We start from the raw sequence: 26019 nt of genomic DNA, 5'->3' as shown, positions 1-26019 counted from the left end.
GCTATGAGGGAGGCGCGGTGGGGGCGGGGCAGGCGGTGACGATGATGGACGTGGCGCGTGCGGCCGGGGTATCGCGAGCTGCGGTGTCGAAGGTTATCCGCGATGCTTACGGTGTCAGCCCAGAGATGCGAGCCAGGGTGGAGTCGGCCATCGCGCGCCTGGGCTACCGGCCGAGCGTGGCCGCACGGGCGATCCGCGGTTCGAGCTTCACCATCGGGTTCGAGTTGCATGAGATCGAAAACCCGGCGCTGAGCCGCATCCTGCATGGCACGGTGGCCGAAATCGAGGGTACGGGCTACCAGTTGGTCGTCGCTCCCGCGATGGCCGGGGTCGGCGAGAGCCCCCAGGCCATCAACGCCCTCGTCGACCTCCGGGTCGACGGACTCGTCGTGGTTGCCCCTCACGTCCCATCTGGGCTACTGGAGGAACTGGCGCTGAGGGTGCCGGTGGTTCTGCTGTCGCGCCACCACCATTCCGAAAACTACGACACAGTCACGGGCGACGATGCCGCTGGTGCCCGGCTCGTGATGCGGCACCTGATCTCCTTGGGCCACGACAGAATCGCCTACCTCACGCGGGGCGGCGAGGCCGCCGCGCGTGAATGCACGCCACCTACGGTGCGGCTCGAGGTGTACCTCCACGAGATGAAGGGTTCGGGGCGTGGCCGCCACATCGAGGTGGTGCGGGCCGACTCGGCGCTCGACGCTCGCAGGGTGACGAGTGAGCTGCTGGCGTCGGCGGCGCGGCCGACCGCGATCTTCGCCGCTAATGACGATCTCGCACTCGAAGCGCTGCATGTCGTGCAAGAGCGGGGACTGAGCGCGAGCGATCTCTCGGTCGTGGGCTACGACAATGTGCGTCTAGCCGGGCACCCGGGTGTTTCGCTCACCACAATCGACCAGTCCGGCGACGAACTGGGCCGGCGGGCTGTGCGCCTGCTCCTCGACCGGATCGGCGGCCGCACCGAGGCGAGACGCGAGATGACGACGCCACGGCTGATCGTCCGTAATTCCACTGGCCGCCCGCGGTCCGGGCAGCGGTAACGCGTCAGGTGCTGGCCCGTTGGATGACGGTGGCCCTCGCGGACGACGGGATGTTCCCGCCCTCGGCGCTGTCGTCGCTGAGGAACCGGTCGGTGAGCAGGGTGCCAGTCGCGCGGGCGTCGATGGACAGACTCGTCAGCGGCGGCGTGAGCGACCCGGCGAACGGGGTGTCGTCGACGCCGACGACGGCGATGGTATCCGGCACGGAGAGCCGGCGATCGTATGCGGCGGCGAGGACGATAGCGGCGACCGTGTCGTCGAACGCGCAGATCCCGGTTCGGCCGCCATCCGGCGGGCCGCCGAAGAGGCGTCCGGCCGCATCCGCCCGGTCGAGAGGAACGTGGAGGTGACCAGGGGCGGGCAGGCCGCGTTCGTCGCATGCGCGGGCCGCGCCGATCGCGCGAGACCGCGCGATGACCTGCCGCGGTGAGTCCTCGGGCGGGGCCGCGTAGACGAGCCGCGTGAAGCCGCGGTCGATCAGGTGGTGAGCCTGGACGGCGCCGATCTCCTCCTCCCAGGGGCGGCGGAAGGCCGGGTCCTCGCCCTGAGCCGAGGAGTACCAGCGCGGAACACCGGTCTCCTTGACCGCCTCGGTGACCTCGCGGGACAGGTGCGTCAGCGCGAGCACGCCGAACGGGCGGATCTCGCGGATCAGCGCGATCAGCGCCTCGTCAGAGACGAACTCGTGCGTCAGCGCGGTGTAGCCCGCGGTGGTGAACCGCTCACTGATGGCGGCGAGGAACGGTTCGGTGACGTATCCGGTGAGTGCCTTGTCGGTGATCACGAGGACAAGCCGGGAGTGTCCGCGCCGCAGCGACGCCGCGGCCGCGCTGGGCACGTACCCGAGTGCGGCCGCGGCGGCACGGACGCGGGCCCGGGTTTCCTCGGGGATTGTCTGCCCGGGCGCGTTGTTCAGAACGTAGCTGACCGTGGCGCGGGACACGCCGCTGCGTTCCGCGACGTCGACGACCGTCGGCCGGCGGCCGCGGCGGGGACTGCTCAGCTTTCCGGGGACGTCCATGGGGTCATTCTGGCGTATGACGCGGCCGTCGCGTCCGACTCGGCCTTCGGCAGGCGGCGGATCCAGAGCAGGCCGACGGCCGACGAGGCCGCGACGCACGAGGTGACCAGTGCGAACAGGGCGGTCGGGTTCCTCGTCGCCAGTGCTGGGATGAAAATCGCCACGACCGCCGCGATCACGCGGGCCACCGCGATGGTCGTGCCCTGGGCCGTTGCGCGTAGGAGTGTGGGGTAGAGCTCCTGCGACCACACCTTGTAGAGCGCTTCGCCGGCGAACGCGGCGCCCATGCTGAAGCCGTAGGTCATCACCAGGAGGGTCCACAGGTGCGGCCCGAACACCAGCGGCGTGCCGAACGCGACGACCTGCACGACAGCGCCAAAGACGAACCACGGGTACCTGCGACGGGTGTCGACCGCGCGCATGAAAAGCCATCCGCAGAGCAACCCGATCGGGATGTTGACCAGCTTGAACAGGCCCGTGGCTTGCACGCTGACGTCCGCCAGCCGTACGAACAGGAACGTCGAGAACTGCCCGATGGTGTTCGACGCGATGACCCAGACCGTGTAGAACAGCGCGGTCGCGGCGACGGCGAGAACGAACGGCGGGCGAAGCAGGCGCCGCAACGACTCCAGATCGATCCGTTCGCCGTCCCGGTTTGCGTGCCGGGCAGCGGTTTTCGCCGCCGTCCACTCCGGTGACTCCGGCATGGTCATCCGGAGTACGAGCACGACCAGCGCCACTACGGTGATCAGGCCGAACATGATGCGCCCGCCGTCCGCGCCGAGGCCGCCCACCGCGGCACTCATTCCGGTGGACCCGTAGATGCCGATGAGCCACAGGATCGCGGAGAACGCGACGAACTTGCCCTGGCGGCCCTCGGGTGCCTCCTCGGCGATCAACGCCAGGGAGACCGGCAGGTCGGCGCCGATGGCGAACCCGGCGACGACAACGCCGGCGAAGAGCATTGCCGAGTTCACCGCGAGAGCGAGGACGGCGGTGGCGGCGACGAGGCCGAGCAGCGTCACCGTGTAGACCCGCCGCCGGCCGAACCGGTCGCCGAGCCGGCCGCCCAGCAGCGCGCCGATCGCGAAGGCGAAGGTGAGCAGCGAGGACAGAAGACCGAGCTCGACGTCGCTGATGCCGAGTGCCGGCCGGTACAGCACGAGCGCGATGCCCGCCGTAACGAGCACCGCGGCGTCCAGGTAGGACGCCATCCCCGCTAGCACGGCCGTCTTCCAGGGGTTGTGAGCAGGTCGGTTCATGGCAGCTCCACACTGAGGCACTTGCACGTTTAAGTGAGGTTTCTATACGGTGCTGCACAGCCAGTCAAGGGAGGAGGCACTGTGACCGGATTCGTCTCGCACACGTGGCGAGGTGTGTGGATCGGCGCTCCGGGAGGCGTGACACCGGGCTTTCACCGCGTGCTGTTCCGGCGCACGCTGACCCTGCCCGCGGTGCCGGCCGCGGTACCGGCGCGGATCTCCGCCGACTCCCGGTACCGCCTGTTCGTCAACGGGGCCGCCGTGGGCCAGGGGCCGCAGCGGTCGCAACCACACCGGATCCGGTTCGACGAGCGGGACCTCGCGCCGCTCCTGCGCGCGGGCACCAACGTGCTCGCGGCCCTGGTCACCTTCTTCGGTGAGTCGAACGCGATCTGGCAGGCCGCGGTGCCCAGCGGGCGCCTGGGTTCGACGGGCGCGTTGCTGTTCGAAGCTGACTTCGAGGACCACGTTCTGGTGTCCGATCCGGCGTGGCGCACCCACCGCAGCGACGCGTGGACGGCGTTGCGCGGCGGCCGTCTCGACGGCGTGCCGGCGGAACGTCTCGACGCACGCCTCCTGGACACGGACTGGGCGTCACCGGACTATGACGACTCCGGATGGAACAATGCCGTTCCGGTCACGGCGGAGTACCGGGGTGGCCAAGGCCGGGCGCTGCCGCCCGTCGCGCCGTTCGGGCTTCCCCTGCCGCGGACACTGCCGGTGTTGGAAGAAACACGGCGAGAACCGGAATCGGTGCGGGCCGGAATCGTCACGACGAGTCCGGCGTGCGAGGAGCTTCACCCGTGGCAGGTGGCACGGTCGGCCGTGGCGGAGCGGCCGTGCGGCATGCGGGTGCCGGATGGGGGCGCTCAGGTTGTATCAGTGGACTTCGGCCGGGTGGTGGCTGGGCACTTCGAGTTCGAACTGGACGCCCCCGAGGGCACCGTGGTGGACATCGGGTTCAACGAGCGGGAACCCGGTGTCACCGACGAGCTCGCGCCGGTGGCGGGGGTGCGTTACATCGCGCGCGGCACGGTCGACCGGTTCACGGCCCAGGAAGCGGCCGGGATGCGGTCGGCGGTTCTGGTGATCACCCCGCCGGTGAGCGCAAGGGTATCGGTGCGGGACATCGGTCTGGTCGAAACGATCCAGCCCTGGGGGGACGGTGCCACGTTCCGGTCCGGTGATGCCGAGCTCGATGCCTTGTACCACGCGGGAATCCGCACGGTGCGAGTGAACACGACAGACGCGCTGACCGACTGCCCGACACGTGAGCAGCGGGCATGGACCGGGGACGGGGTGGTCCACCAGTCGGTGCACCTGGCCGCGAACACGGACTGGTCGGCCGCCCGGGCATACGTCGAGTTGGCGAACAGCCCACGGCCGGACGGCCTGCTGCCGATGGCCGTCGCCGGTGACTTCGAGGCCGGAGGGGCGACCACGATCCCGTCCTGGTCGCTGCACTGGATCCACGGCGTGCGCGAGCTGCACGCACACCTCGGCCCGGTTTCCGAGGTCGTCGACGCTCTTTCGACAGCGCAACGGGTCCTCGCGTGGTTCCTGCCCTTCCTATCGGACAGGGGAACCCTCGACGACGTTCCTGAATGGAATCTCGTCGACTGGTCGTCCGTCGTCACGACGGGCCGGACGGCTGCGGTCACAGGTTTGTGGGTGCGGGCGTTGCGAGAGTTCGCCGAAGTGTCCCGCGCGTTCGGGAACAATGGAGCAGCGGAGTGGGCGTTCGCACACGCGAGTCGTGCTCGCGCCGGTTTCGAGGAGTTCTGGGACGAACAGCGCGGGGTCTATGTGGACAGTATCGTCGGCGAGAGGCGTCTTCCCGCTGTCTCGCAGGCGACGAACGCGATCGCGATCGCGGCCCGCATCGCACCCCGGGAGCGGTGGGACGGCATCGTCGCGCGGATCACAGACCCCCGGCGACTCGTCCGCCGCAGCTGGCTGGGTGGCGCCGGGGGAGGAGTTGATCTGTCCAAGTGGGAGCGGGTCTCGTCCGGCGAGCTCATCCTTGACTGGGACGTGGAGCGCGAGATCGTGCGCGCGGAGCCGTTCCTGTCCTACGTCGTGCACGACGCGCTCGCGGCCGCGGGCCGGGTCGATCTGATCGTGAACGCGCTGCGTGACTGGACTTCCTTCCTGCGTAACGGCAACGACACCTTCGGCGAGACCTGGGGATGGGGTTCGCCCTGCCATGGCTGGAGCAGCACGCCCACCCGGGACCTCGTCCGGTACGTACTGGGCGTCCGTCCCGGCTCAGCCGGCTTCCACACCGCGATCATCGCACCCCGGCCACACGGGATCCGCGAGCTGTCCGGTGCCGTACCGACCGGCCACGGTCTGATCGAGGTCGACATCAGGGGAGCGGACATCGCCGTGCGCTCACCCGTCCCGTTCCGCTTCGACCCGCCCGGTGGGGGCAGCGCGTACCTGCCAGCGGGACAGCACACGCTCTCCGCGGGGTAATGCCGTGCCTTCGGCCCACGCGTGCGGAGGGATAATCGCGCGGGGATTCCGCACATCGTCGCGGGCCGCGTCCATAACGTGACCGCACCATCTTGCCTTGACACCTCGGTGCCCGGCCGTCACCATCGTAGACCGATCTACACAGTCTTCGATCCGCACGACGGGCTTGACGAGGAGCACCGACCAAGACCCCACCCGGTAGATCCGGAGGCTCGCATTACCGAGAGGACGTCAGTCATGAGTCAGTGCTGCCCGCCATCACGGAGCGGCATCGGTTCGGTCGCTGGCGTCCAGCGGATCCGATCGGCAGCCACGGACGACATGGTCGTGCTGCCCGGCGGTACCTTCCGGATGGGTTCGGAGGACAAGGACGGTTTCCCCGAGGACGGCGAAGGCCCGGTGCGCCAGGTGACGGTGGCGTCGTTCGCGATCGACCGGTACTGCGTGTCCAACGCCCGGTTCGTCGAGTTCGTCGAGGCGACGGGCTACCGCACCGAGGCCGAGAACTTCGGCTGGACGTATGTGTTCGCCAAGTTCCTGCCGGCCGAGATCCGCAAGGTCTCCCCGAGACCGCGGCAGACGCCGTGGTGGTGCGGCGTCGCGGGCGCGTCCTGGCGGCACCCAGAAGGCCCGGACAGCTCGGTGGAGTACTGGTGGGACCACCCGGTCGTTCACGTTTCGTGGCACGACGCGACGGCCTACTGCGCGTGGGCGGGTCGGCGGCTGCCAACCGAGGCGGAGTGGGAATACGCCGCACGCGGCGGGCTGGACCAGGCTCGCTTCCCATGGGGTGACGAGCTGACCCCGGGCGGCCGGCACCGGTGCAACATCTGGCAGGGCCGGTTCCCGGTGCGTGATACGGCCGAGGACGGCTACGCGGGCACCGCGCCGGTCGACGCGTACGAGGCGAATGGGTACGGGCTGTACAACGTGTCCGGCAACGTCTGGGAATGGTGCGCGGACTGGTTCGACTCCGCCCAGGCCAACCGCGCGATGCGGGGCGGGTCCTACCTGTGCCACGACTCCTACTGCAACCGCTACCGGGTCGCCGCCCGCACGGCCAACAGCCCGGACAGCTCCAGCGGCAACCTCGGCTTCCGCACCGCCGCAGACTTGGCGGAGCACGCGTGACGGCGGGTTCCGATTGCTGGCCCAGACCACTCGGCCGTGTTTCAAGGCGGCGGAGCCGCTTGTTGTCCCAAGCTAACGCGTGTATTTCATCAACACGCCGGCGTGGGTGGCGGGCTCGTCAGGAGGCGGGGTGCGTCGACGCGCGTACGACGAGTTCGGGGGTAAAGATCACCTGCTGGTGCACGTGGTCCGGGTCGGCCGCCTCCTGCAGCAGGAGTTCCGCCGCGGTACGGCCGAGCTGGCGGCGGGGCTGGCGGACCGAGGTGAGCGGCACGGTGGCCGCGGCGGCGAAGTCGATGTCGTCGTAGCCGACGATCGCCAGGTCCTCCGGCACCCGCAGGTGCAGGCTCACGCACGTCTGCAGCAAGCCGAGGGCGAGCAGGTCGTTGACGCAGAAGGCCGCACTCGGCCGGGTCGACGACGGCAGCCCGGCAAGGCGCTCGCCGGCGTTGCGGCCGTCCGCGACGGTGAGGTTCGCCGTCGTGAGGTCGACGAGGTTCTCCGGCGAAAGGCCCGCGTTTCGCAGTGCGCGCAGGGCGCCTTCGCGGCGATCGCGCACCTGGCCGAGCGTGGCCGGGCTGCTGATGAAGGCGATGCGCTCATGGCCCATCTCGATCAGGTGCTGGACCGCGATCTGCCCACCGTGCACGTCGTCCACCGCGACGGAACAGTGGGTGGCCGCGTCCCGGGTGCGGTCGACGATCACCACGGGCGTTCCGCGCAGCGCGGTCTCGTCGAGTGTCGTCGCGTCCGGATCCACCGGCGTCACCAGGATGCCTTGCACGCGTTGCTGTTCCAGCCTGCTCAGATAGGCGCTTTCCCGCTCGGCGCGATTGTCGCTGTTGCACAGGAACAGTGACAGGTTGCTCTCCTCCGCGGCGTCCTCCATCCCGGCGGCGACGTCGGTGAAGAAAGGGTTGCGGCCGTCGAGCATCACGTAGGCCAGCACCCGGCTGCGCCCGGCACGCAGCTGCCGGGCCGACTCGTTGCGGACGAACCGCAGCTCGGCCATCGCTGCCTCCACTTTGGCCCGGGTGCGCGGGCTGACCCGGTCGGGCCGGTTGAGCACGTTCGACACGGTGCCGAGCGACACGCCGGCGGCGGCCGCCACGTCCTTGATGCCCGCGGCGCGGACCTCGGCCGGGCCGGTCTCGTTGGAACCTTGGACCGTCATGGGGTCGCCTCCGTTGAAACGTAACAGCGGGGTGGATGCTAGCAGCAATCCGCGATTGTGGATGGGTGAACCCTGTTGGCCTGGCGGTCTTCCCATTCATTGACATCGTGATCCGGTGCATAGTAGCGTCGCGGCGTCAGGGTTTGTGAAACCTTTCATTTCGGAGGTCGCGATGCGGAGGCAGGACCTAGAACGGGTGAAGCGTGACCGGATGGCCCGCACCGAGGTCAACGCCCACCGGCAGGCGGAGATGGCGGAACCCTTACGTGCCTGGCCGGACGCGGACTCGACGAGGGGTTCCTGTTTCTCACCGAGGTACTAAACCTGGACCCCGCGAACGAAGGAAAGTGATCGTGTTGACCGATCTGACGGCGGTGAAGCAAGCCCTGCGGGCGCAGCGGATCGAGACCCCTTCGTGGGGATATGCCAACTCCGGCACCCGGTTCAAAGTGTTCCCCCAGCCCGGGGTTCCGCGCAATCCGGAGGAGAAGATCGCGGACGCGGCGACGGTGCACCGGTTCACCGGTGCGGCGCCGAGCGTCGCGCTGCACATCCCGTGGGACCAGGTCGACGACTTCGGCGCGCTGACCCGCTACGCCGAGGACCTCGGCGTGAAGATCGGCGCCATCAACACCAACGTGTTCCAGGACGAGGACTACAAGCTCGGCTCGGTTACCAACCCCGACCCCGGTGTGCGCCGCAAATCGATCGATCACCTGCTCGAGGCCGTGTCCATTATGGATGCCACCGGGTCGCGCGACCTGAAGCTGTGGTTCTCCGACGGGCTCAACTACCCCGGCCAGGACGACCTGCGCGACCGCCAGAACCGGCTCGCCGAGGCGCTGCGCGAGGCCTACGACCGGCTCGGTGACGACCAGCGGCTGCTACTGGAGTACAAGCTGTTCGAGCCCGCGTTCTACGCTACCGACATCCCGGACTGGGGCACCGCCTACGCGCACTGCCTCGAGCTCGGCCCGAAGGCGACGGTGTGCATCGACACCGGGCACCACGCGCCGGGCACGAACATCGAGTTCATCGTCGCGTTCCTGCTGCGCGCCGGGAAGCTGGGCGCGTTCGACTTCAACTCGCGCTTCTACGCCGACGATGACCTGATGGCCGGCGCGGCGGACCCGTTCCAGCTGTTCCGGATCATGTACGAGATCGTCCGCGGCGACGCGCTGGACCCGGCGTATGGCATCAACTTCATGCTCGACCAGTGCCACAACATCGAAGCGAAGATCCCGGCGATCATCCGGTCGGTGATGAACGTGCAGGAGGCCACGGCCAAGGCGTTGCTCGTCGACTCCGGCGCGCTGCGCGCGGCCCAGCGCGAGGGGAAGGTACTGGAGGCCAACGCGATCCTGATGGACGCCTACAACACCGACGTCCGGCCGATCCTGGCCGAGCTGCGCACCGAGGCCGGGCTCGACCCGGACCCGGTGGCCGCGTACCACCGTAGTGGTTACCAGCAGAAGATCGAGGCCGAGCGGGCCGGCGGCCAGCAGGCCGGATGGGGAGCTTAGAAACCATGACCGTGCCGGAAGAACTCGTCGCCCGCAGCAACGCGCTCGGCGCCGATCCGCGCAATACCAACTACGCCGGGGGCAACACCTCGGCCAAGGGCGAGGTGCTCGACCCGGTCACCGCGAAGCCCACGCAACTGATGTGGGTCAAGGGATCCGGCGGCGACCTCGGCACCCTGACCACGGCCGGGCTGGCCACGCTCCGGCTCGACCGGCTACGCGCTCTCGTCGACGTCTATCCCGGCATCGAGCGTGAGGACGAGATGGTCGCCGCGTTCGACTACTGCCTCCACGGGCGCGGCGGCGCGGCGCCGTCCATCGACACCGCGATGCACGGCCTGGTCGACGCCACCCATGTCGACCACCTGCACCCCGACTCCGGCATCGCGCTTGCCACGGCCGCCGACGGTGCCGCGTTGACCAGGGAATGCTTCGGCGACCGCGTCGCGTGGGTCGACTGGCGCCGGCCGGGATTCCAGCTGGGACTCGACATCGCCGCGGTGACGAATGCCAACCCGCAGGTGATCGGTGTGATCCTTGGCGGGCACGGCATCACCGCGTGGGGCGCCACTTCCGAGGAATGCCGGCGCAATTCGCTCGAGATCATCCGTACTGCCGAGAAGTTCCTGGCTGAGCGCGGGGCAGCCGAGCCCTTCGGTGCCGTCGTGCCCGGGTTCGAACCGCTGCCCGATGCGGTGCGTCACGCGCGAGCCGCCGCGCTCGCACCGGTGATCCGCGGGCTGGCGTCGACCGACCAGCGTCAGGTCGGGCACTACACCGACAGCGAGGTCGTGCTCGACTTCCTCGCCCGGGAAAAGCTCGCCCCGCTGGCCGCACTGGGGACCTCGTGCCCGGATCACTTCCTGCGTACCAAGGTCCGCCCGCTGGTCGTCGACCTGCCCGCGACGGCGCCGGTCGAGGACATCGTGGCGCGGCTGAAGGAACTGCACGCTGATTACCGGGCCGAGTACGCCGCCTACTACAGGCGGCACGCCACCACGGACAGCCCCGCGATGCGCGGCGCGGATCCGGCGATCGTGCTCGTGCCGGGCATCGGGATGTTCTCCTACGGCAAGGACAAGCAGACCGCGCGCGTCGCGGGCGAGTTCTACGTCAATGCGATCAACGTGATGCGCGGCGCCGAGGCGGTGTCCACCTACGCCCCGATCGCGGAGAGCGAGAAGTTCCGGATCGAGTACTGGGCGCTGGAAGAGGCGAAGCTGCAGCGGATGCCGAAGCCCAAGCCGCTGGCCGGGCGAATCGCGCTCGTCACCGGTGCCGGGTCGGGCATCGGCAAGGCCATCGCCGAACGGCTCGCCGCCGAGGGTGCCTGCATCGCGATCGCCGACCTCGACGCCGACGCGGCCGCATTGGTTGCGCAAGGGATCGGGAACACCGACAAAGCCATCCCGGTCAACGCGAACGTCACCGACGCTGATGCCGTCGCGGCCGCGGTGGACGCCACGGTGCTCGCGTTCGGCGGGATCGACCTCGTGGTCAACAACGCGGGCCTGTCCATCTCGAAGCCGCTCCTGGAGACCACCGAGAAGGATTGGGACCTGCAGCACGACGTGATGGCCAAAGGCTCGTTCCTGGTGTCACGGGCCGCGGCGAAGGCGATGATCGCGCAGGGTATCGGTGGCGACATCGTCTACATCTCCTCGAAGAACGCGGTGTTCGCCGGTCCCAACAACGTCGCCTACGGCGCCGCGAAGGCCGACCAGGCTCACCAGGTGCGACTGCTCGCGGCCGAACTGGGCGGGCACGGCATCCGCGTCAACGGCGTCAACCCCGACGGTGTGGTCCGGGGGTCTGGCATCTTCGCCGGCGGCTGGGGTGCGCAGCGCGCCGCGGTCTACGGCGTGCCCGAGGAGGAGCTGGGTGCGTTCTACGCAAAGCGCACGATCCTCAAGCGCGAGGTCCTGCCCGAGCACGTGGCAGCCGCGGTGTTCGCGCTCACCGGTGGCGACCTGACCCACACCACCGGCCTGCACGTGCCCGTCGACGCCGGTGTCGCCGCCGCATTCCTTCGCTGAGGACGGAGAAACGATGGGGCCCGAACTGACCCTGGTGAAATTGTGATGCGGCTGGCGGCGGTCGATCTCGGCGCGTCGAGCGGCCGGGTCATGGCCGGTTCGATCGGTCCGGAACACCTTGCGCTCGAAGAGATCCGGCGCTTTCCCAACAGCGGCGTACGCGCGGGCTCGACCCTGTACTGGGATGTGCTCGGAATCTACCGGGAGATGCTCACCGGGATCGCCGAAGCGGGACCCGTCGAAGGTGTCGGGATCGACTCGTGGGCCGTCGACTACGGGCTGCTGGACTCCTCGGGCGCGCTGCTGGGCAACCCTGTGCACTACCGCGACGACCGCACCGACGGGGTGCCGGAGCGGGTGGCCGAGACTGTCCCGGAGCGGGAGCTGTACGACATCACCGGCCTGCAGCAGTTGCCATTCAACACACTGTACCAACTGGTGTCGGAAGGGGACCGCCTCCGCGCCGCGGAGACGATGCTGCTGATCCCGGACCTGCTGGGCTACTGGCTGACCGGGCGGATCGGTGCGGAACGCACCAATGCCTCGACCACCCAGCTGTACGACGTGCGGTCGAGGACCTGGGCGACCGGGCTCGCCGCGCGGGTCGGTATCCCGTCGCGGCTGCTGCCGCCACTGCGGGACCCCGGGGAACAGATCGGCAGCCTGCTGCCGGACCTGGCCGCCGAACTGGCGCTGCCGCAGTTACCCGTGGTCGCGGTCGGTTCGCACGACACGGCCTCGGCCGTGGTCGCGGTGCCGGCCGAACCAGGCTCGACCTTCGCCTATATCTCCTCGGGTACCTGGTCCTTGGTCGGCCTCGAACTTGACCAGCCGGAGCTGGGCGAGGCCGCGCTCGCCGCGAACTTCACGAACGAAGGCGGCGTCGACGGCAAGATCCGCTTCCTGCGCAACGTGATGGGCCTGTGGGTACTCCAGGAGACACTACGAACGTGGACCGCCCGCGGGCGGCAGCTGGCCCTCCCCGACCTGCTCGCCAAGGCCGCGGACGCGCCACCCCTGGCCGCCGTGGTCGACATCGACGCGCCCGCGTTCCTCGCCCCCGGAGACATGCCCGCGCGGATCGAGCAGGCCTGCCGCGAGACCGGACAGCGCCCACCGGAAAGCCCCGGCGAATTCGTCCGGTGCATTGTGGACAGTCTCGCCCTGGCGTACCGCCGCACCGTGCGGCAGGGCGCGGCCCTGGCGGGCAAGACCGTCGATGTGGTGCACGTGGTCGGTGGCGGCGCCCGCAACGAGCTGCTGTGCCAGCTGACTGCGGACGCCTGCGAGGTGCCGGTGCTGGCCGGTCCCATCGAGGCCGCCGCGCTGGGCAATGTGCTCGTCCAGGCGCGCGCGCTCGGCGCGGAGCTGCCGGACCTGGCCGTTATGCGCGCCCTCGTACGGCGGACACAGCCCCTGCGGAGGTACGTTCCCACCGGTGGCGATTGGGCCGCCGCCGAAGAGCGGCTGAACGAGACGAGGTCGATAGCTTGAAGGTCGCCGTGATGGTCACCTGCATCAACGACTCACTGTTCCCGGACACCGGCAAGTCGGTGTTCCGGCTGCTGCGGCGGCTCGGCGTGGCAGCGGACTTCCCGGCGGCGCAGACCTGTTGCGCGTGACCTTGCTGGGCGGGCCGCCGTCCCGGGAGACTGTCCGGTTAGGAGGGGAAGCAGCGGTCGAAGGCGAGCAGGAGTCGTGGTGAGCCGCGCAGTTTGATGCGGCCACGTAGGAGCGCCCACGGCAACCATGCCTCCTTGGCCAGGAAACGCAGCCAGGTGCGTGCGTCGGCGGTGATGGCGAGGTCCGGTTCGCCGTGGTGTCCTTCGGCGATGTCGAGTTCGCGGTCGTGGATGGTGACGGTGATCTGGCGGGACTCGGTGCCGGTGAAGGCGAAGTGGTAGGTGGCGGACAGCCCTCGGGCCTGCTCTCGCTGGAATAGCAGCGGGAGCCCGCCTACAAGGGTGTCGATGCTGGTTGCGCGCAGTCCCCGCCCGACTGGTTTTGTGCGCTTGTGTGGGAACCGGCGGGAGACGTGCTGTTCGGCGTCGGAACCGGGGACGACGTAGACGGTTTCTTGTTTGTTCTGGAGCGGGCGGACAACCTCGGCCAGGTGTGTCTTGCGGTCGTCCAGGTACGGCCCGATGACGTCCTCTCCGGCTGGGCAGACCGACATGCAGTAGGCGGCCTTGTAGTTGGCGCCGAAGGACAGGCTTTGCCACATGGACGCGGTCTCGTTGTCGCCGACCCGCGAACGGTAGTCGGCGGCGTTTCGACTGTCCGCAACTCCTTCTACCCAGTCGCCGAAGCCGCCCATGAACTCGCGGTAGTTGTGCGTGTAGCAGGCAGAGAAGTCGAAGTGGCCGTCCGAAGAGATCGCCCCGGTCGGGCAGCCGGCCACGCACAGCTTGCATTCCAGGCACGGGTTGAAGTTGATCGGCCGGGAGTAGTCGCTGATTTCCGTGTCGATCACCACGGTGCTGAGGAGGACGAAGTTGCCGAACTGGGGATGGATGACGTTGCGGTGGATGCCCATCTGGCCCAGCCCGGCTGCCACGGCGACCGGCTTGTGCGCCACGACCCACGTTTTACCCGGGAAGTGGTCCATTTCCATCGGGAAACCCACCGCGGGGTTGAGGGCGCGGACCCCGATTGCTTCCAGCTCGGTGACCACTCGCCGGGCCACGTCGTTGGTGTCGTCGTTGCCGTGGTGGAACTCTCCAGGTTGGCCACCGAGCGGGCCGGGCTGCGGATGTTCTCCCGGTTGAGCCGGCACACCAAGCTGATCAGTGCCCGGGCGCCGGGCAGCGCCGCCTCCAGGTCGGCGCGCTGGTCGGCGATCTCCGGCCGGTCGATCTCGACGAAGCCGACGTCGTCCGCACCCGCTTCGAGGCACAGCTCCCGCAGCCATGCCGCATCCAGCGGCCCCGCCGGCCGAGCCGTGGCACGCTCGCGGACCCGGACAACGGTGGGATGGTCGTCGAGCTTGTTCCGTTTGGCCATCGGGCATCACCTCGCCGACACGGCAAGTTTCATGAAGCAACTCTCATCCTAGCGTTGAGGGTTTCGTGAAGCAACCAAGGGTTTGTCGAGAGCCCGAGGAATGTTTCAGATGTCAGGCCGGGGAGTCGGTCAGCGCCGGGCCGGGAAGCATCTGGACGGCTTCCGGTCCGAGTGCTTGCCCGCATTCGGCACACACGAGCTGCTCGCGCACATCGCCCCCGCACCCCGCGTGGGTGGCGATCCGCGGCGGGCCGTCCGGACCTGCGGCGTGCCGATCACCCCAGTGCATCAGCGCGAGCACAGTGGTGACCAGGTCCGCCGCCTTGCCGGTCGGCCGGTACTCGTAGCGGGCCGGGCGCTGCTGATAACACACCCGCTCCAGCAACCCATCCGCGACGAGCTTGGAGAGGCGGTCGGTGAGCACGTTGCGGGCGATACCGAGGCTGTCCTGGAATTCCTCGAACCGGCGCAGGCCGAGCAACGCATCACGAACGATCAGCAACGTCCAGCGCTCGCCCACGATCTCCAGCGTCCGCGCGATGGAGCACAGCTGATCGTCGTAGGTGCGGCCCAGCATGCCCCCAACCTAGCACGTTGCATCAAGCAACTACGAAGTTCGCGGCGCGCGGTCGACCACTGAGCCGAAAGGACTCAGGCCGATCATCCGGATGTGTGGCGACAGCCGACATGGGTGGATCCATGGGGCCTCTCCATGCTGGCTTCATCAAGGTAGAGTCAGACTCTGTCTATAGTTAGCCATAGTCAGATTGGCCCGCCATGCGGCCTCCGGCCGCATGGCGGGCGTGCCTGATCGATCATGGCCACGAATGTGAGGTGCGATGACCGCCAGCGTCGGCACACTGTCCCGAACCGGAGGGCGGCCAGCTGTGGTGCTGCTGGTCGTCTCGGCGGCGGTCTTCTTGGCTACCCTGGATCTGTTCATCGTCAACATCGCGTTCCCGGTCATCCGGTTGGCCTTTTCACACAGCGATCTGGCCACGATGTCCTGGATCCTCAACGGCTACACCGTCGCGTTCGCAGCCCTGCTCGCGCCGGCGGGAGGACTGGCCGACCGGTACGGCCACCGACTCGTCTTCCTGACCGGTGTCGCGGTGTTCACCGTCGGCTCCGCCGCCTGCGCGTTCGCTCCGTCGATCCCGTTGCTTGTGGCTTTCCGCGTGCTCCAGGCCGTCGGCGCGGCGCTGGTGATGCCGACCTCGCTGGCCCTCTTGCTGGCCGCGTTCCCGCCCGCCCGGCGCGCGATGGCGGTGAGCACCTGGGCCGCGGTCGGTGGGGTGGCCGCCGCGTTGGGGCCCCCGTTGGGCGGCTTGCTGGTGCAGCTGTCTTGGCGCTGGGTGTTCCTCGTCAACGTGCCGGTCGGGGTGCTGGCCCTGGTTTCCGGTGCCCGAGTGCTGCGGGAGAGCCGGGAAGCCGGTTCCGGGATGCCGGATCTGGTCGGCGCGGTCGGGTTGGCCGCGGGTGTCGGTGCACTGGCGTGGGCACTGGTTTCAGCACCGGACCACGGATGGGACGGCCAGCCCGTGTTGATCGGGTTCGTGGTAGCTGTGATCGGCCTGCTCGCGGTGGTGCTGCGGTCGATTCGGCATCCCGTGCCGCTGCTGGACCTGCCATCGCTGCGCCTGCCGACGCTGTGGCTGAGCTGCCTGGCGATGCTGCTGTTCACCACGGCCTTCGGTAGCATGTTGTTCGGCAACGTCCTGTTCCTGACCGGGCTGTGGCATCAATCGGTGATTATCGCCGGGCTTTCGCTCTCGCCCGGGCCGTTGATGGTCGTGGTGGTGTCGCTGACCATCGGCGGCCGACTGGTCGCTCGGCTGGGGCCTGGCGCGGTGGCCGCGCTCGGGGGCCTGTTGTTCGCGACCGGCGCGGCGATCTGGCTGTGGCGGCTCGGCCCAACGCCGGACTACGTCGGTGCATTGCTGCCTGGACAGCTGTTCACCGGTGCGGGAGTCGGACTGGTCATGCCCAGTCTGTCCGGTGTGGTGGGCTTGGTGCTGCCGCCGGAGAAGTGGGGTGTCGGCTCCTCGATGATCAACACCGCGCGGCAGATCGGAACGGTGCTCGGTACCGCGGTGCTGGTCGTGATTTACGGTCCGACGCCCGGGCTCGACGCGTTTCAGGACGGCTGGATCTTCCTCGGCGCCGCTGCCCTGGCCACCGCGCTGACCGGATGCGCGATCGCGGCGCGCCGGAACTCCGCCGACGCCTATGTGCCGCCTGCGGCCGTGGCGGAGGCCTGACCAGCCGCGCGGCGCCACGTCGCTCGCCGAGGCTGGCTATACAGCAGGAAAGTCAGCGGTAGTCTGAGGACATGGCGATGAAGTTGGATGGCCCGCTCGCGGACCGCGATGCGTGGCGGGCCACACGCTGCTCGGTCGACCTCGCGTTGACGGTCGTCGGCACGCGGTCGGCCATGTTGTTGTTGCGCGAGGCCTTCTACGGCACGACCCGATTTCATGACTTCACCAGCCGAATCGGCATCACCGACGCGAACGCGGCCGACCGGCTCAAGGACCTCGTCGACATCGGTGTGTTCGAGAAGCGGCCATACCGCGAAGAAGGCCAGCGAACCCGCTATGAATACCTCCTCACCGACATGGGACGGGCGCTGCTGCCCGCAGTGCTGGCGTTGATGCAATGGGGCGACACATACCTGCAGGGCGACGGAGGGCCGCTACGAGTGGTCGAGGACAGCACCGGAGCACCCGTGCACGTCCACGTTTGCACCACGGACGGTTCCAAAGTGTCCCTCGACGAGCTGCGCGTCCGGCGGCCTCGGAAGGCCCGTCGCCGAGGCGCCAGCGAGTAACCGACCTCGCCTGTCATGAGGGGCGGGGCGTCCAAACGCTCGATGTACTCCGCCCTGCGGAGTCTGACCCAGGGTCCTGTCCACGTAGTTCTCGTTTCAGGCGTCCACTTCAGCCGGCCAGCCGGTTGTACTTGCGGATTTGGGTGGAGAAGATCCGGGAGGGAGCGATGCGTCGCAGCGTGCTGATGCGTCCGGCCAGCGGGCCACTGGTGTACCGCTGCTTTGGCTTCGGGTCCGTCGCCGCGGCCACGATCGCCTTGGCGACGGTGGTGGGGGCGTCGCCGTCTCTGACCGCCGTTGCGATCACCTGATCGGCGATGCGTCGCTGCTTCTCGTATGCCTGCAGGGGCGTGTCGGGTCGCGTGCTGTTCGCCTCGAACCCGGTGTTGGTCCCGCCGGGCTCGACGAGGAGGACCCGCACGCCGTGTTCCCGGACCTCGTGGTCCAAGGACTCGGAGTATCCCTCGACCGCGTGCTTGGACGCGGCATAGGCAGCCAGGTACGGTGCCGGGATGAGCCCGAAGATTGACGAGAGGTTGATGATGCGTCCCTCGCCCCGGGATCGCATGTGCGGCAGAACCGCCTTCGTCATGCGCATGACGCCGAAGACGTTGATATCGAAAACGCCTTGCGCCTGAGCGACGGAGTTTTCCTCGGCCGCACCCGTCAAGCCGATACCGGCGTTGTTGACCAGGACGTCAATCCGCCCGAACCGATCGACCACCTGCCGGACCGCGGCAGTGACCGACGCGTCACTGGCCACGTCGAGGTCGAAGAACGTCACATCGTCGAGCGGGGCCGCGCGCGAGGTGTCGCGGCTTGTGCCGGCCACGTCGAAACCCGCTTCGACCAGCGCGAGCGCGGACGCCTTTCCGATGCCGGATGACGCACCCGTCACGAGTGCCACCGGCCGAGCTGTCGTCATCAGGGACTCCCGAAATCATTGTGAAACCGATCGGTTTCCCGCCCGGCGTAAACCGATCGGTTTTCGTTCGCAAGCTCAAGCATGGAACTGATTCCGGGCCGCCTCACCGGCAATCACCGAGCCTGCTCGACACGGCGATGCGTCAGCGCATGCCTGCCGCATCGAGCAGGGTGACCACAGTGGGCGCGATGAACCCGGTGAGGTTCTCGGCTCCGATGCCCGCGCGGGCACTCGCGCCGTCGAAGACCAGACTGAGCTGCCGGGCCAGCAGGTCGGGATCGCTCGCCCCACCCTGTTCGGCCTCGGCACGGAAAAAGGCTGTCAGGTTTGCCTTGATCCGGTGTGCCACCTGGCTCGCAGGGTGGTTCTGATCTTTGAGCTCGATCTGCACAGCCAGGTACGGACAGCCTCGGAACTCGGGTGCACCCGCCTGCGACTCCACCTGCTCGAAGACGTGCAGGATCCGCTCGCGGGGTGAACGGCCATCGCCCGCCGCAGGCAGGAGCCTCGCCACGTAGGCAGAGGTACGCTGCTCCAGGCTGGCTGCCAACAGTTCGTCCTTGCTCTCGAACAGCTGGTACATGGACCGCTTCGACACCCCCGCCGCCCTGCAGAGTGCCTCGATGCCGATGCCGACACCGTCTCGGTAGGTGAGCGCAGCCGCCGCCTCCAGCAATCTCTCTCGGGAACTTGGCTTCACCTCGGTCGTCATACTGCGAGATTAACTCGGTTCAGGCGAAATGAAAACCGATCAGTTTACGAGGTGGCCGCGACCGAGCGTCGAGAACACTTCCGCGTCGAAGTGGGCGGGGGCGTGCAGCTCCGTGGTAGGCCAGTTGGAACCGCGCGGCCGCGGCCAGCAGCAGCCACGCGAGCGGGAAGGGTCGACGATCTACGTGTCCGTGGTGATCAGGCAATATGTGAGCCGTTCACACGGCGACGCACGCGACCAACCTCGCCGCCGCTGATGCTGACAGTCTGCTCGTGGATGCCTGGTTACCATCGTGCGGCTGGTCACTCCACCGTCAGCAGTTGAGACCCTGCTGGCTAATTCGGCGAGGGGCTGGGTTTGGTGTCACCGTGGTCCGTTGATCTGGTGCATGATCTTTCTGCGGTCGGCTTACCCGCTTCCTGGCCGCAGGATGGAGTGTGTGGTGTCTATGCAGCCCCGGCCGTGGCCGCGGATTCCGGAGGCGACCGTGCGTGCCGCGCGGGCGGCGGCGGGCACGGGCGAGTACCCGTTGGCGATGCGGGTCCGTGACGAGTTGGGTGAGCTGTTCAGCGATGCGGAGTTCACCGAGGCGTTCGGGACGCGGGGGAAGCCGGGGTGGTCGCCGGGACGGTTGGCGCTGGTCACGGTGTTACAGATGGCGGAGAACCTGACCGATCGGGGTGCGGCACACCGGGTCCGGTTCGGCATGGACTGGAAGTACGCGCTGGGCATGGAGCTGGACGATCCGGGGTTTGATGCTTCGATCTTGAGTGAGTTCCGCACCCGGCTGGTCGCCCACGGGTTGGAGGAACGAGCGCTGGATCTGCTGTTGAAAGTGTTGCAGGACAAGGGATTGGTGGCCGCCGGCGGGAAGCAGCGCACCGATTCGACCCACGTCGTGGCGGCGGTGCGGGATCTGAACCGGCTGGAGCTGGCGGGTGAGTCGGTGCGGGCCGCGCTGGAGGCTCTCGCGGCCGCCGCACCGGAGTGGCTGGCCGGGGCGATCGATGTGCCGGCGTGGGGAAAGCGGTATGCCGCGCGGGTGGATTCCTGGCGACTGCCCACCTCCGAAGCCAAACGCCGGGATCTGGCGCTGGCCTACGGCACCGACGGGTACACGCTGCTGGGTGCGGTGTATTCCCCCGACGCCCCTGGCTGGTTGCGTGAGTTGCCTGCCGTGGAGGTGCTGCGGGTGGTGCTGCTGCAGAACTACACCCGCACCGTGGCCAGGAACGGGCGGGAGGTGATCACACGGCGGGAGGCGGACACGGACGGTCTCCCGCCAGGGAGATGGCGCCTGAGTTCGCCGTATGACACCGATGCCCGATGGGGCGGCAAACGCGACACCTTCTGGAACGGCTACAAGGTGCACGTCAGCGAGACCTGCGAACGCCCCAGCACCCAGCCGGCCGATGCCACCGTGCCACCGTGCCACGACCCAACCTGATCACGAACGTGGCGACCACGGACGCGAGTGTCCCGGACGTGGCCATGACCGAACCGATCCACCAGGCGCTGGATCGTCGTAGCCTGCTGCCCGGCGAGCACTACCTGGACTCCGGCTACCCCTCGGCCGAGCTGATCGTCAGCTCCGCAACCGATTTCGGTGTCACGCTGATCACTCCCCTGCTGGCCGACCACTCGCCCCAGGCCAGGGCCGGCACCGGGTTCGACCGGGCCGCGTTCACCATCGATTTCGACCGCGAGCAGGCCACCTGCCCACAAGGCCAGACCAGCTCCACCTGGAACCCGGCCACCCAGCGCGGCACCGACACGATCGTGATCACCTTCGCGACCGCCACCTGCGGGCCCTGTCCAGTCCGCGAGCAGTGCACCACCTCCCGGACCCGGCGACGCCAAATCACCGTGCACCCGCGGGCCGTCCACGAGGCTCAACGCGCTGCCCGCGCCGACCAGGAAACCAAGGACTGGCAGGCCAAATACGCGCTGCGGGCCGGGGTCGAGGGCACCATCCGCCAAGGCATCGCGGTCACCGACCTACGCCACGCCCGTTACCGCGGGCTGGCCAAGACCCACCTGGAACACGTGTTCTCCGCGGTCGCACTCAACCTGATCCGCCTCGATGCCTGGTGGAACGGCCACCCCTCGACCGGACCCGCACCAGCCATCTGACCCGCCTCGAACTCGCCCTCGCAGCATGATCAGGAATTAGCCAGCAGGGTCAGTTGAGCTGGCAAAGCGGTAACAAGGACGAGAGGGAGTTGCTGTGGCGGACAGCGTGGCGAAGGTGGTCGAGGAGTGTGCGCGTGCGGCCAAGCAGGCGGCCCCGTCCCTGGCCGCCGCACCCGAGACGGCCCTCGATGCGGCGCTGACCGCGATGGCTCATCGGCTGTTCGAGAGCCGGGAGGCGGTGCTGGAAGCCAACCGGGCCGACGTCGCGGCGGCGCGTGCCGAAGGCATGAGCGCTGGGCTGCTCGACCGGCTCATCATTACCGAGCAACGACTTGCCGAGATAGCCGAGCAGCTGCGGCTGTTGGCCAAGGCGCCGCACCAGGAGCGCTCGATCTCGATCTCGGCGCTCGACGGGGGACTGCAGCTGATGGAACGGCGCCGACCAGTCGGCGTGGTCGGTGCCAACTACGAGGCGCGGCCCAACGTGACCGTCGACGTGGCCTCCCAGCTGGTCAAGTCGCGCAATGCCGGGGTGCTGCGCACCGGTTCGGCCGCGCTGGGCTCGGCTCAGCGGTTGCTCGACTCGGTGATCGCCCCCGCACTCACCGACGCCGGTATCGACTCCGACGTGATGCAGCTCGTGCCCAGGGTGGAGCGCGAGGCGGCGGCGGCCTTGGTCCAGCTGCCAGCCTTGGTGCCGCTGGTGATCCTGCGGGGCAGCGGCGAGAGCACCCGTTTCCTGGCCACCGAGGCCGCCACTCATGGCGTCCGCACGCTGGCCCACGCCGATGGTGGCGGTGTCCTCTACGTCGATGAGGCAGCGGATGCCGAAACCGTGCGTGCGCTCGTGATCAGCAGCCTCGATCGGCTTGGCGTGTGCAACCGGCTCAACCTGTTGCTCATCCACTCCGCGGTCTACGGCAGTCTGTGGCCGGTGGCGGCCGAAGCACTTGCCGGGTGTGGAGTGATCCCGTCGCTGCCGCCTCATGAACACGCGATCGGCTACGAGTGGGCGCTGGACGGGGAGCGGGAGGCCACGGTCACCGTGGCCAAAGTCGATGCGCTCATCGAGGCCGTAAGCATCGCCAATGAGCAGACTTCGCGGCTGCCCGCGGGTATCGTCACCGAAGATGCCGCTGCAGCGGAGGCGTTTTTCAACGGTTACACCGGAACCGGTGTTTTCTGGAACGCGCCGACCCGGCTGCTGGACGGCTTTAAACTGCTCGCGATTCCGGAAACCGGCATCAACCTGGACAACGTGCCTGGACCGCGCGGCCCGGTCACCTACAGCGACCTCTACATCCGCCAGTACGCCGTGCTGCCGGCTCGGCACTGACTCCGGAGACCCGCGGAGGACCTCGCGTTGCAACTTCGGCTGTCAGCCGAGGCTGAGGATGGCGTCGACCAGTAGGCGTGGCTGCTGCTCCTGCGGGAAGTGGCCGGCGTCGGGGATCTTCAATGGTTTCGCCCCCTGCGCACCTGGGACGTGGGTCTCGAAGCTCCGCTCGAATGCGAGCGTGACGTCTCGGACTGTTCCCGCCAGTGCCGGAATGCGCTGGCTGCCGGAGCGAGCTGCTCCGGGGTGAACGTGGCGAGGACGCCCGGGGCGGCTAGGCCGGTGTTGGCGGCGACCACGGCCGCAAATCGGTCGGATGTGAGCCCGACGTGCACGAGGACGATGAACCCGCCCCAGTCCTGACCGAACAGGGTGATGTCCGCGAGGTCGAGCTGGTCCAGCCAGTCGCCGGTCCAAGCGACGTGCGACTCGTAGGTGTAAGCGGCCCGGTCGCCCGGCTTGTCGGAGCGGCCGAATCCGATCAGGTCGGCCGGATGCCACCAAGCCGGGAATCATCTTGAACGCGGTGGCGTGACCCGCCCGAGATCGCAGTGCGACTCGCATGGTTGCTGGCCGGTTTGAAAACAAGCCTCAACTGACTTGCAGGATAAAACCGATCGGTTTACAGTGAGGGAAACCGATCAGTTTTCGATTCTGGAGGCAGTCGTGACAGCAATCAAGGGCGCCAACGTCTTCGTCACTGGAGGCGGCCGGGGTATCGGCAAGGTGCTGGTCGAGGAGCTCTACACACGTGGTGCCGGCAAGGTCTACGCCACGGCTCGTGACCCGCGGACAGTGACGCACCCTGATGCCGTTGCGCTGGCGCTTGAGGTCACCGACCCGGCATCGGTGGCGGCTGCCGCAGAGCAGGCTCAGGACGTCACCATCCTGATCAACAACGCTGGCGCCTCGGTACGCGCTTCGTACCTCGACTCCTCGATGGCGGACGTGCGCCGGGATCTGGAGACCAACTTCTACGGTCCGCTGCTGGTCACCCGGGCCTTCGCGTCGATCATCGAGCGAAACGGCGGGGGCCACATCCTCAACGTCCACTCCGCCCGGTCCTGGCTGGCCGACACCACGCCCTACAGCGCCTCCAAGGCCGCCCTGTGGTCGCAGACCAATTCGTTGCGCCTGGAGTTGCAGCCGCGCGGCATCGCGGTGACCGGGCTTCACGTGGCCTACGTGGACACCGATATGACGTCGGGTATCGACGCCCCCAAGGCCGACCCCCGCGACGTCGCCGTGGCCGCGCTTGACGGCATCGAGGCGGGGGTACACGAGGTTCTGGCCGATGACACCACACGCTGGATCAAGTCGCAGCTTTCCGCTGATGTGGAAGCCATGTACACCCAGCTGCAGTAACACGCACTCACGGATTTCAAGAGGGTGGTCCCTTGTGGACAGTTCGGTCACCCACCGCTTCGTTGACGTGAACGGGGTCAGGCTGCACATCGCCGAGCAGGGGCAGGGGCCGCTGGTCCTGCTGCTGCACGGCTGGCCGGAGAGCTGGTACTCCTGGCGTCACCAGTTCGGGCCGCTGGCGGCGGCCGCGTACCGGGTCGTTGCCCCTGACCAGCGCGGCTACGCCCGTAGCGAGCAGCCGCCGGAGGTCGCGTCCTACACCCTGCTCCACCTCGTCGGCGACGTGATCGCCCTGATCGAGGAGCTGGGGGAGGAGCAGGCGGTCGTCGTGGGGCACGACTGGGGTGCACCCGTGGCCTGGATCGCGGCGATGCTGCGCCCGGACAAGGTCCGCGCGGTGGCCGGGCTCAGTATTCCGCCGATTCTGCCCGGCGGGATGGTCCCGCCCTCGATCACCCGCACCCAGTACGGCGAGGGCTTCTACCAGATCTACTTCCAGCAGCCGGGAGTCGCCGACGCGGAGCTCGCCCAGGACATCCCGGACTCCTTCCGCCGCATCCTGGTCGGTGCCTCCGGCGACACCCCGGACAGCACGCAGCCCCGCCCGTTGGTCATACCCGAGGGTCTGGGCCTCCTGGACACCATGCCCGAGTCGCCCGTGCTCCCGGCCTGGCTGACGGAGCAGGACATCCAGGTGTACGCCGAGGACTTCGCCCTGCACGGGAAGCAGGCTTTCACCGGAGCGTTCAACTGGTACCGGAACATCGAACGCAACAACGAACTGCTCGCGCCTTTCCGGGGGCGGAGGATCGACGTCCCTGCGCTGTACGTGGTGGGAGACCGTGACATGGTCACCTCGTTGCGCGCCCCGGAGGAGGGCAGCTCGCTGAGCGCTGTCGCGCCTCAACTGCACGGCCCGGTGGTGCTGCCGGGTTGCGGGCATTGGACCCAGCAGGAGCGTCCCGCCGAGGTCAACGCCGCACTCCTCGACTTCCTCGCCCTGAACAGCTGACCCACCCCAACCAGACCGAGGACACGTCGATGCCAGACCGCAATCCCATCCTGATCACCGGCGCCGCCGGAGAAATCGGTGGCGTGAGCAGAACGATCGTCGAGATGCTGCTCGAACAAGGTCACCCAGTGCGCGCGTTCGTGCGACGGGACGGCGAACGCGCGCAGTCGCTGCGCCAGGCCGGGGCCGAGGTCTGCGTCGGTGACCTGCTCAACATCGCCGACGTGACCGCCGCGCTGAAGGGCTGCCGACGCATCTACTTCAGCATGAGCCTCTCACCCTACTACACCGACGCCGTCAGCCTGATGGCCGCGGCGGCGCGGGCCCAGGGAGACATCGAGGCCTTCGTCAACATCTCCGAGTACGAGCAGTCGTTCATGACGTTCGAGAAAATGACCGCACCAGGCGAGGAACGGCGTTCGTGGCTCGGCGGACTCGTCACCGACTGGTCGCCGCAGCAACGGGCCCACTGGATCGCCGAGCAGGTGCTGGACTGGTCCGGCATCCCGACCGTCAACGTGCGGGCGGCCATGTTCGTCGAGAACCCCATCCTGACCTGGCTGCCGCTGGGCCCGCTGAGCAACGGTGAACTGCGCCTGCCCTTTGGCCACCAGCGGCTCGCGCCCATCGCAAGTTACGACGTGGCGGAGCTGTGCGCGAAGATCCTGGCCGACCCCGCGCCGCACATCTCGAAGTCCTACGAGCTCACCGGTCCGGAACTGAAGGACATGCACGGGTTCGCGGAGGACTATGGAGCCGCGCTGGGACGCCAGGTCGTCTACGTTCCCGAAGAGGTCAACACCTGGAACGAGAACTACGTGGACAGCGCCCTGGCCGAGTTTCCGCATATTGCGGAGCACTTGAAGACCCTGACCCGACTGATCGCCGGCGGCGGGTACTGCGGCGTCACCGACCAGCTGGAAACCCTGCTTGAGCGCCCACCGAAGACCGTGCGGTGGGCACTGGAGAACCATCCACGCATCCGGAAACTGGCGGCCGCCTGAACCACTGAACGGCCCAGCGCCGAACAATGAC

23 protein-coding genes are annotated in these 26019 nt (G+C 68.3%); 15 read left to right on the top strand and 8 right to left on the bottom strand.

The window, feature by feature from the left end:
- The first annotated feature begins 17 nt into the window (after positions 1–17).
- Complete coding sequence (locus DL519_RS09160) at positions 18–1043, top strand: LacI family DNA-binding transcriptional regulator (RefSeq protein WP_223838601.1); 1026 nt, start codon at positions 18–20, stop codon at positions 1041–1043.
- A gap of 4 nt (positions 1044–1047) precedes the next feature.
- Here the strand turns inward: DL519_RS09160 and DL519_RS09155 are convergent, their stop codons facing one another.
- Entirely contained in the window at positions 1048–2064 is a 1017-nt protein-coding gene (locus tag DL519_RS09155; protein WP_190813954.1) for a LacI family DNA-binding transcriptional regulator, read from the bottom strand.
- A complete protein-coding gene (locus DL519_RS09150; protein ID WP_190813952.1) occupies positions 2043–3326 on the bottom strand; it encodes an MFS transporter in 1284 nt (427 codons plus the stop codon). The genes DL519_RS09155 and DL519_RS09150 overlap by 22 nt, the downstream gene beginning before the upstream one ends.
- 81 nt (positions 3327–3407) lie before the next feature.
- Here DL519_RS09150 and DL519_RS09145 point away from each other — a divergent pair, with 81 nt between their 5' ends.
- Together DL519_RS09145 and DL519_RS09140 are read left to right on the top strand one after the other, a co-directional pair.
- Complete coding sequence (locus tag DL519_RS09145) at positions 3408–5804, top strand: alpha-L-rhamnosidase-related protein (RefSeq protein ID WP_190813950.1); 2397 nt, start codon at positions 3408–3410, stop codon at positions 5802–5804.
- A gap of 237 nt (positions 5805–6041) precedes the next feature.
- Positions 6042–6935, top strand: coding sequence for a formylglycine-generating enzyme family protein (locus tag DL519_RS09140; RefSeq protein ID WP_190813947.1), 894 nt, complete (start codon positions 6042–6044; stop codon positions 6933–6935).
- Positions 6936–7053: 118 nt separating this feature from the next.
- Here DL519_RS09140 and DL519_RS09135 read toward each other — a convergent pair whose 3' ends face one another.
- On the bottom strand, positions 7054–8109 hold the full coding sequence (locus DL519_RS09135) for a LacI family DNA-binding transcriptional regulator (protein WP_190813945.1): 1056 nt from the start codon (positions 8107–8109) through the stop codon (positions 7054–7056).
- Positions 8110–8456: 347 nt separating this feature from the next.
- Between DL519_RS09135 and rhaI the strand changes: the two genes are divergently transcribed.
- From rhaI to DL519_RS09115, 4 genes are read left to right on the top strand one after another with little or no spacing between them, the layout of a single operon-like run.
- The gene (rhaI, locus tag DL519_RS09130) at positions 8457–9632 is read left to right on the top strand and encodes an L-rhamnose isomerase (protein ID WP_190813943.1); all 1176 of its coding nucleotides are present in this window, start codon (positions 8457–8459) and stop codon (positions 9630–9632) included.
- Between the two features lie 5 nt (positions 9633–9637).
- Positions 9638–11668, top strand: coding sequence for a bifunctional aldolase/short-chain dehydrogenase (locus DL519_RS09125; protein ID WP_190823864.1), 2031 nt, complete (start codon positions 9638–9640; stop codon positions 11666–11668).
- Between the two features lie 45 nt (positions 11669–11713).
- A complete protein-coding gene (locus DL519_RS09120) occupies positions 11714–13162 on the top strand; it encodes a rhamnulokinase (RefSeq protein WP_190813941.1) in 1449 nt (482 codons plus the stop codon).
- Positions 13159–13290, top strand: a complete 132-nt coding sequence (locus tag DL519_RS09115) for a heterodisulfide reductase-related iron-sulfur binding cluster (RefSeq protein ID WP_397544936.1) — start codon at positions 13159–13161, stop codon at positions 13288–13290. The genes DL519_RS09120 and DL519_RS09115 overlap by 4 nt, the downstream gene beginning before the upstream one ends.
- Positions 13291–13328: 38 nt before the next feature.
- Here the strand turns inward: DL519_RS09115 and DL519_RS09110 are convergent, their stop codons facing one another.
- Positions 13329–14444 carry an SCP2 sterol-binding domain-containing protein gene (locus tag DL519_RS09110; protein ID WP_223838599.1) on the bottom strand — a complete coding sequence of 372 codons (1116 nt, stop codon included), beginning with the start codon at positions 14442–14444 and terminating at the stop codon, positions 13329–13331.
- A 339-nt stretch (positions 14445–14783) separates the two neighbouring features.
- Positions 14784–15248 carry a winged helix-turn-helix transcriptional regulator gene (locus DL519_RS09105; protein ID WP_190813939.1) on the bottom strand — a complete coding sequence of 155 codons (465 nt, stop codon included), beginning with the start codon at positions 15246–15248 and terminating at the stop codon, positions 14784–14786.
- 262 nt (positions 15249–15510) lie between these two features.
- Between DL519_RS09105 and DL519_RS09100 the strand changes: the two genes are divergently transcribed.
- Complete coding sequence (locus tag DL519_RS09100; protein WP_190813937.1) at positions 15511–16932, top strand: DHA2 family efflux MFS transporter permease subunit; 1422 nt, start codon at positions 15511–15513, stop codon at positions 16930–16932.
- 77 nt (positions 16933–17009) lie between these two features.
- Positions 17010–17501, top strand: a complete 492-nt coding sequence (locus DL519_RS09095) for a winged helix-turn-helix transcriptional regulator (protein ID WP_223838598.1) — start codon at positions 17010–17012, stop codon at positions 17499–17501.
- Between the two features lie 109 nt (positions 17502–17610).
- Here the strand turns inward: DL519_RS09095 and DL519_RS09090 are convergent, their stop codons facing one another.
- Positions 17611–18426 (bottom strand): oxidoreductase, encoded by an 816-nt coding sequence (locus tag DL519_RS09090; RefSeq protein WP_190813933.1) that lies wholly within the window; start codon positions 18424–18426, stop codon positions 17611–17613.
- A gap of 142 nt (positions 18427–18568) precedes the next feature.
- The gene (locus DL519_RS09085; protein ID WP_190813931.1) at positions 18569–19138 is read right to left on the bottom strand and encodes a TetR/AcrR family transcriptional regulator; all 570 of its coding nucleotides are present in this window, start codon (positions 19136–19138) and stop codon (positions 18569–18571) included.
- 448 nt (positions 19139–19586) lie between these two features.
- On the opposite strand from DL519_RS09085, the gene DL519_RS45955 reads away from it, so the two are divergent.
- The 3 genes from DL519_RS45955 (at position 19587) to DL519_RS09075 (ending at position 22607) form a co-directional block, all read left to right on the top strand.
- Positions 19587–20585 (top strand): transposase, encoded by a 999-nt coding sequence (locus DL519_RS45955; RefSeq protein WP_223840236.1) that lies wholly within the window; start codon positions 19587–19589, stop codon positions 20583–20585.
- Positions 20567–21271 carry a transposase gene (locus DL519_RS45950; protein ID WP_223838597.1) on the top strand — a complete coding sequence of 235 codons (705 nt, stop codon included), beginning with the start codon at positions 20567–20569 and terminating at the stop codon, positions 21269–21271. The genes DL519_RS45955 and DL519_RS45950 overlap by 19 nt, the downstream gene beginning before the upstream one ends.
- A gap of 94 nt (positions 21272–21365) precedes the next feature.
- Positions 21366–22607 (top strand): aldehyde dehydrogenase family protein, encoded by a 1242-nt coding sequence (locus DL519_RS09075; RefSeq protein ID WP_190813930.1) that lies wholly within the window; start codon positions 21366–21368, stop codon positions 22605–22607.
- A gap of 119 nt (positions 22608–22726) precedes the next feature.
- Here the strand turns inward: DL519_RS09075 and DL519_RS49375 are convergent, their stop codons facing one another.
- On the bottom strand, positions 22727–23089 hold the full coding sequence (locus DL519_RS49375; protein ID WP_317891437.1) for an alpha/beta fold hydrolase: 363 nt from the start codon (positions 23087–23089) through the stop codon (positions 22727–22729).
- A gap of 184 nt (positions 23090–23273) precedes the next feature.
- Here DL519_RS49375 and DL519_RS09065 point away from each other — a divergent pair, with 184 nt between their 5' ends.
- The 3 genes from DL519_RS09065 to DL519_RS09055 are packed head-to-tail and all read left to right on the top strand — an operon-like array spanning position 23274 to position 25988.
- Positions 23274–23972 carry an SDR family oxidoreductase gene (locus DL519_RS09065; RefSeq protein WP_190813928.1) on the top strand — a complete coding sequence of 233 codons (699 nt, stop codon included), beginning with the start codon at positions 23274–23276 and terminating at the stop codon, positions 23970–23972.
- Positions 23973–24006: 34 nt separating this feature from the next.
- Complete coding sequence (locus tag DL519_RS09060; protein ID WP_223838595.1) at positions 24007–24984, top strand: alpha/beta fold hydrolase; 978 nt, start codon at positions 24007–24009, stop codon at positions 24982–24984.
- A gap of 29 nt (positions 24985–25013) precedes the next feature.
- Positions 25014–25988, top strand: coding sequence for an NAD(P)H-binding protein (locus DL519_RS09055; RefSeq protein ID WP_190813923.1), 975 nt, complete (start codon positions 25014–25016; stop codon positions 25986–25988).
- Positions 25989–26019: the final 31 nt, after the last annotated feature.

The sequence above is a fragment of the Saccharopolyspora pogona genome (assembly GCF_014697215.1).
Classification (GTDB): Bacteria; Actinomycetota; Actinomycetes; order Mycobacteriales; family Pseudonocardiaceae; genus Saccharopolyspora; species Saccharopolyspora hattusasensis.
The sequence above is the reverse complement of the archived record's forward strand: the minus strand, read 5'-3'. Positions and strand labels throughout refer to the sequence as shown.

Coding starts and splice junctions, on each gene's coding strand:
- DL519_RS09155 (WP_190813954.1), bottom strand. CDS start 2,064: ATGGACGTCCCCGGAAAGCTGAGCAGTCCCCGCCGCGGCCGCCGGCCG.
- DL519_RS09150 (WP_190813952.1), bottom strand. CDS start 3,326: ATGAACCGACCTGCTCACAACCCCTGGAAGACGGCCGTGCTAGCGGGG.
- DL519_RS09140 (WP_190813947.1), top strand. CDS start 6,042: ATGAGTCAGTGCTGCCCGCCATCACGGAGCGGCATCGGTTCGGTCGCT.
- DL519_RS09135 (WP_190813945.1), bottom strand. CDS start 8,109: ATGACGGTCCAAGGTTCCAACGAGACCGGCCCGGCCGAGGTCCGCGCC.
- DL519_RS09125 (WP_190823864.1), top strand. CDS start 9,638: ATGACCGTGCCGGAAGAACTCGTCGCCCGCAGCAACGCGCTCGGCGCC.
- DL519_RS09120 (WP_190813941.1), top strand. CDS start 11,714: ATGCGGCTGGCGGCGGTCGATCTCGGCGCGTCGAGCGGCCGGGTCATG.
- DL519_RS09105 (WP_190813939.1), bottom strand. CDS start 15,248: ATGCTGGGCCGCACCTACGACGATCAGCTGTGCTCCATCGCGCGGACG.
- DL519_RS09100 (WP_190813937.1), top strand. CDS start 15,511: ATGACCGCCAGCGTCGGCACACTGTCCCGAACCGGAGGGCGGCCAGCT.
- DL519_RS09095 (WP_223838598.1), top strand. CDS start 17,010: ATGAAGTTGGATGGCCCGCTCGCGGACCGCGATGCGTGGCGGGCCACA.
- DL519_RS09090 (WP_190813933.1), bottom strand. CDS start 18,426: ATGACGACAGCTCGGCCGGTGGCACTCGTGACGGGTGCGTCATCCGGC.
- DL519_RS09085 (WP_190813931.1), bottom strand. CDS start 19,138: ATGACGACCGAGGTGAAGCCAAGTTCCCGAGAGAGATTGCTGGAGGCG.
- DL519_RS45955 (WP_223840236.1), top strand. CDS start 19,587: ATGCAGCCCCGGCCGTGGCCGCGGATTCCGGAGGCGACCGTGCGTGCC.
- DL519_RS09055 (WP_190813923.1), top strand. CDS start 25,014: ATGCCAGACCGCAATCCCATCCTGATCACCGGCGCCGCCGGAGAAATC.